Annotated in this window: 6 protein-coding genes; 4 read left to right on the top strand and 2 right to left on the bottom strand. The window is 72.5% G+C overall.

What is annotated here, in order from left to right:
- Positions 1–208: 208 nt before the first annotated feature.
- Genes A7A76_RS21345 through A7A76_RS21330 form a run of 4 tightly spaced genes read left to right on the top strand, consistent with a single transcriptional unit; the run spans position 209 to position 3,963 of the window.
- Positions 209–1,687, top strand: a complete 1,479-nt coding sequence (locus tag A7A76_RS21345; protein WP_206413192.1) for a TIGR04222 domain-containing membrane protein — start codon at positions 209–211, stop codon at positions 1,685–1,687.
- Positions 1,688–1,700: 13 nt separating this feature from the next.
- Positions 1,701–2,363: a CDP-alcohol phosphatidyltransferase family protein gene (locus A7A76_RS21340; protein ID WP_206413191.1), complete on the top strand. Its 663-nt coding sequence runs from the start codon at positions 1,701–1,703 to the stop codon at positions 2,361–2,363.
- Complete coding sequence (locus A7A76_RS21335; RefSeq protein ID WP_206413190.1) at positions 2,360–3,004, top strand: lysophospholipid acyltransferase family protein; 645 nt, start codon at positions 2,360–2,362, stop codon at positions 3,002–3,004. Before A7A76_RS21340 ends, A7A76_RS21335 begins: the two co-directional genes overlap by 4 nt.
- A complete protein-coding gene (locus tag A7A76_RS21330; RefSeq protein WP_206413189.1) occupies positions 3,004–3,963 on the top strand; it encodes a phosphatidate cytidylyltransferase in 960 nt (319 codons plus the stop codon). Before A7A76_RS21335 ends, A7A76_RS21330 begins: the two co-directional genes overlap by 1 nt.
- Positions 3,964–4,253: 290 nt before the next feature.
- Here the strand turns inward: A7A76_RS21330 and fis are convergent, their stop codons facing one another.
- Complete coding sequence (gene fis / locus A7A76_RS21325; RefSeq protein ID WP_057946280.1) at positions 4,254–4,526, bottom strand: DNA-binding transcriptional regulator Fis; 273 nt, start codon at positions 4,524–4,526, stop codon at positions 4,254–4,256.
- A gap of 120 nt (positions 4,527–4,646) precedes the next feature.
- Positions 4,647–5,493, bottom strand: an 847-nt coding sequence (locus A7A76_RS21320) for a DUF3426 domain-containing protein (RefSeq protein WP_206413188.1), incomplete at its 5' end; no start/stop codon positions are given.

Genomic DNA, 5,493 nt, shown 5'->3' with positions numbered 1-5,493 from the left:
CCCGGCTCGACGCCGCGCTGGCCACGCTCGGCCTGCGCAAGCCGGATGCGGCGCCCCGCGGCTGGCCCGAGCGCTGGCGCGGCGCGCGCGGTCTGTTGCGCAAACAGGCCGGTTTGGTGATCCTGCAGAGCGCGGCGTTGCTGGCCGCGCTGGGGAGCGCGTAGTTTTCGCGCGCGATGTTGTTGCGGCACGCCCGAAGGACCAGGCCATGAACGAGACCGAACGAGCGCAGCGCGACGGCGAGTGGACCGCGGAGCGGCGCGCGCTGTGGCAGCGCCTGCGCGAATACCGCTTCGGCGGCGACGAGGCCGAGGCCTTCCTCGACCGCGTCGGGCATGCGCTGGGCTGCGACCGCGCCGGCGCCGCGGCGGCGCTGGAGGAATACCGGCGGTTCTGCTTCCTCGCCGTCGCCGCCGATCATCCGGTCACCCCGAGCGTGCGCATCGACAAGGTCTGGCACGCCCACCTCACCGACACCCGCGATTACTGGGGGCGCTTCTGCCCGCAGGTATTGCGCCGCGAACTGCACCACACGCCCTCGCTGGGCGGGCAGGCCGAAGACGCGCGCCACCAGGCGCAGTACCGGCAGACCGTCGCCAGCTACGAGGCCTTCTTCAACGAACCGCCGCCGCTGCTGTGGCCGCCGCCGCTGCCGGCGCCGCGCGCGCCGGCGCCGCCGGGCAGCGCGCGCCAGCGCCTGTTGTCGCCCTGGCAATCGGCGCCGCGCGGCGGTTATCTGGCGGTGTCGCTGGTCAGCGCCGCGCTGGCGCTGATCTACCTGACTTGTGTTCGCGTACAGGGCACGCCGAACCCCTTGGATTTCTACGGCGGCGGTTTCCTGGTCTTGTATATGGCGGCGCTGCCGTGGGCGTATCTGCTCGGCACCGCGATCAAGCGCACGCTGCGCGGGCCGAACCGGCGCAACTCGGCCCAGGTCGACGATGCGGTCGAACTGGCCTACCTCGCCGGCGGGGCGGAACGCGCCGCCGACGCGGCCCTGGTCGAACTGATGCATCGCGACGTGCTCGGCCTGGACTACAACGGCACGCCGCTGCAAGCGGCCGGACGGCTCGACCGGGTCTGGCTGCGCATCGACGCCGCGCGCCTGCAGGCGCAGGCGGCGCAGCTGCCGCGGCCGGTGCGCGACGCCGCCGCGGTGGCCCAGCGCGAGCAGAGCCTGTCGCGCACGCTGGCCGCGCTGGTGCGGGTGTACGAGCCGATCGGCGCGCAGTTGCGGCGCAAGGGCTGGTGGCTCAGCCGCGCCGCCGACCTGCGCCTGCGCTGGCTCGGCAGCGCGCCGCTGCTGGCGTTGGCGGCGTTGGGAGCGGCCAAGATCTTCGTCGGTCTGTCGCGCGGGCGGCCGGTCGGCTTCCTGTTCGTGCTGGTCGCGTTGACCGCGCTGATCGCGCTGGCGCGGTTGCTGCGCGAACAGCGGCGCACCCGCGCCGGCGAATGGGCGCTGCACGACGCGCACGGGCGGGCGGCGCCGGGCGAACCGGCGGTGTACGTCGCGCTGTCGGGCACGGTCGGCCTGTACGGCAGCGGTTTCGCCGACTATCACATCCTGCGCACGCCGCCGCCGGGCTCCGGCGGCGGCGACAGCGGTTCGGGCAGCAGCAGCGGTTGCAGCGGCGGTGGCGGCGGCAGTTGCGGCGGCGGCGGGTGCGGCGGTTGCGGCGGCGGTTGAACGGAGTGCCACGATGAGCGATCCCCAAGCTTCTCCCCGCCGCGCCGCGCGCGACGAGCGCCGGCTCGCGCTGGCCGCGTGGCTGCGCGCGCGCGGCGCCACGCCGAACGGCCTGTCGCTGTTCGCGGTCGGCCTGTCGGCGCTGGCCGGCGCGGCGTTCTTCTTCGCCTTGCGCGATCCGCCGCATTACGGCGTCGCGTTGTTGCTGTTCGCAGCGCTGTGTTTGGCCGGGCGCATCGTCTGCAACCGCCTCGACGGCCTGATGGCGCGCCGCGGCGGCATGGTCGGCAAGGCCGGCGAGGTCTACAGCGACGCGCCCGACCGGCTCGCCGACGCGCTGGTGTTCCTCGGCGTCGGCTACGGCCTGGCGGCGTGGCTGCCGTGGGCCTCGGACCTGGGCTGGGCGGCCTCGCTGCTGGCGGTGGGCACGGCCTATGTGCGCGTGCTCGGCCTGGCCTGCGGCCTGCGCGAGCACGGCGAAGGCCCGATGCCCAAGCGCACGCGCATGCTGGCGATGGCGTGGGCCGCGCTGCTGGCGGCTGCGGGCCTGGCGCTGGCGCCCGTGGCGGTGGTGGCGTGGCTGCTGCTGGCGGCGCTGGCGCTGGTCGCCGCCGGCGCGGCGCTGACCATCGCCTTGCGCCTGCGCGCGATCGTGCGCGAACTGGAGTCCCGATGATTTCCAATCTGCTCGCCGCCGGCTTCAGCTCGGCGATCCGCCTGCTGACCGGCGCGCGCGCGCTGTGGCGCTGCTCGCCTTCGTCCGAGCACCGCGTCTATTACGGCAACCACGTCAGCCACGGCGATTTCGTCATGATCTGGTCGGCGCTGCCGCCGTCGCTGCGGCGGCAGGTGCGGCCGGTGGCCGGCGCCGATTACTGGCAGCGCGACGCGCTGCGCCGCTATCTGATCCGCGAGGTGTTCAACGGCGTGCTGATCGAGCGCGAGCCGCTGTCGCGCAAGTACGACCCGATCGAGGTGCTGTGCGAGGCGGTGGACGGCGGCAGTTCGCTGATCCTGTTCCCCGAGGGCACGCGCAACCAGAGCGAGGAGCCGCTGCTGCCGTTCAAGAGCGGGCTGTACCACCTGGCGCGGCGGCGGCCGGAACTGGAATTCGTGCCGGTGTGGATCGACAACCTCGCCCGGGTCATGCCCAAGGGCAAGATCCTGCCGTTGCCGCTGCTGTGCACGGCGACCTTCGGCGACACCCTGCGCCTTGGCGCGGACGAGGACAAGGACGCGTTCCTGGCGCGCGCGCGCGATGCGCTGCTGGCGCTGTCGGAACCTGCAGGTGGCGGCAACGGCGGAGGCCAGGCCTGATGGATCGATGGATCGAGTTCGTGCGCGCGCAGTCGCATCCGGTGCTGCTGTTCGCCGGCGTCGCCGCGGTGCTGTTGCTGGCGACGTTGATTTCCGAGTGGCTGCGCTGGCGCACGCGCGAGCGGCCCAGCGCGGTGATCGCCAACCTGGTCGCGCGCATCCGCGCCTGGTGGGTGATGGTGCTGCTGGTCGGCGTGGCCTTCGCGATCGGCCGGGTCGGCATGATCGTGCTGTTCGCCCTGGTCTCGTTGTTCGCGCTGCGCGAGTTCATCACCCTCACGCCGACCCGGCGCAGCGACTATTACGCGCTGCTGGCCGCGTTCTACCTGGCGCTGCCGCTGCAGTACTGGCTGGTCTACACCGACTGGTACGGGCTGTACACGCTGCTGATCCCGGTCTATGCCTTCCTGCTGCTGCCGATCCTGTCCGCCGTCGGCGAGGACACCACGCGCTATCTGGAGCGCACGGCCAAGGTGCAGTGGGGGCTGATGATCTGCGTGTTCTGCATCTCGCACGTGCCGGCGCTGATCAACCTGCAGATTCCCGGCTACGAGGGCCGCAACCTGCTGCTGGTGGCGTTCCTGGTGATCGTGGTGCAGTCCTCGGACGTGCTGCAGTACATCTGGGGCAAGCTGTGCGGCAAGCGCCTGATCGCGCCGCGGCTATCGCCGTCGAAGACGGTCGAGGGCTTCGTCGGCGGCGTGGCCTCGGCCACCGCGCTGGGCGCGGCGCTGTGGTGGATCACGCCGTTCACGCCGTGGCAGGCCGCGGGGCTGGCGCTGGTGATCAACCTGATGGGCTTCTACGGCGGATTGGTGATGTCGGCGATCAAGCGCGACCGCGGGATCAAGGACTGGGGCCACATGATCGAAGGCCACGGCGGCGTGCTCGACCGGCTGGATTCGGTGTGCTTCGCGGCGCCGGTGTTTTTCCACCTGATCCGGTATTGGTGGGTGTGAGCGGCGAAAGCCCGAGTCCGTGTCGATGCGGACGCGGGCGAGGTTCGCCGTAGGCGCGTATCGGCGAGCGGCTTCGGCCGGTTCGCATCCGGCTGCAGGAGCGGCGCGAGTCGCGGTCGCGACTTGCGTCGCTCCTACAGGGGGCGTTCCGCGGGGGCTTTCGTCGTTGTTCGGATGACGACTGAGGGCAAGCGGGGCGGCCGCAACCCGGCCGAGAGCCCAGGCGGAATCTCGCCGCGCCAGAAGCTGTCGGCGGCGGCTTTCCGGTCGGAGGCTATCGCCCTGCCGGCTTATTCCAGCCCGTACTCGCGCAGCTTCTTGCGCAAGGTGGCGCGGTGGATGCCCAGCATCGCCGCGGCGCGGCTCTGGTTGCCGTCGCAGTGCTGCAGCACTTCGGCGAACAGCGGGATTTCGAGCTCGCGCAGGGCGATCTCGTAGAGGTTTTCGGTGCCGCTTCCGTTCAGGTCGCCGAGGTAACGACGGATCGAAGTCGCGACGTGGTCGCGCAGCGGGACGCGGGGTCCGGAGCGTGCGCCATCGTTGCGGTCGTTGAGTGCGTTCAAGTGCTTCCCCGTAGCAGGCATTCGACCGTCGGAACGTGCAGGGACGCGCTAGGCGTGGCACCGACGGGACGGCGAGTCTAGCGCGCCGGAGTCGCTAGAGACAACGCGACGACCGGCCGTTCAACGGAAGTCGAAGGTGAACGCGACCACGCGCGGGGCCGGTTCGATCACGTCGAACTGCACCGCGGCGCTTTGCCCCGGGGCGATGAGGTCGTCGGGGCGGTGGCCGCGGCGGTACTCCTGTGGAGCGAACGCGCGCTGGCCGACCCGGCGGCCATCCACGTCCTCCAGGCTCAGCACCAGCATCGGCCAGGGTTGTGCCCAGCGGGCATCGTTGCGGAAGCCGGCGGACACGCGCAAGGCACCCGCGCGTTCCGCTAACGGCAGCACATTGCGATTGAGCATCGTCAGCGCGGCCGGTTCGTGCCAGGCCGGAACCGAGCAGCCCAGCGCGCCGCACAGGCCGCCGACCAGCGGGCGCCAGCGCGCGTCGGCGGCGAGTTCGGCGCGTTGCGCCAGCAGCAGTTGCAGCGCCAGCGCCAGGGTCAGCGCGGCGATCGCGAGCGCGCCGCTCCAGTGCAGGCGCGGCTTGGGCGCCTGCGCGCGCGCCTGCTGGCGGGCGAAGCTCGGCGCGCGCCGGGCCGAGGTCACGGTGGTTTCGGATTTGCGTTGGCGGCGGCCGCGCGCAGGCGGGGCGGCGGTCGCGGCGGCAGCGGTGAGCGGCGGCAGCGCGGCGGGTTCGGGCTCGGTGCGGTCGATGTCGGCGGCAGCGGCCGATGCGGCCTGCGCTGCGTCCCTGTCTGCGGCCGTCGCTGCGGCGTCGTGCGCGTCGGCGGCGGACGAGGCGGCAACCTCGTCGTGTTCCGGCGCGGACGGCGCTGACGCGGTTGCGGACGACGGCGCGGCGTCGGCGTCCGGCGCTGCGCGCGCGGCCGGATCGCGGGCGGATGAGGCGTGCCCGGCCTGG

It is taken from the genome of Lysobacter enzymogenes (assembly GCF_017168095.1).
GTDB classification, from domain to species: Bacteria; Pseudomonadota; Gammaproteobacteria; order Xanthomonadales; family Xanthomonadaceae; genus Lysobacter; species Lysobacter enzymogenes_D.
The sequence above is the reverse complement of the archived record's forward strand: the minus strand, read 5'-3'. Positions and strand labels throughout refer to the sequence as shown.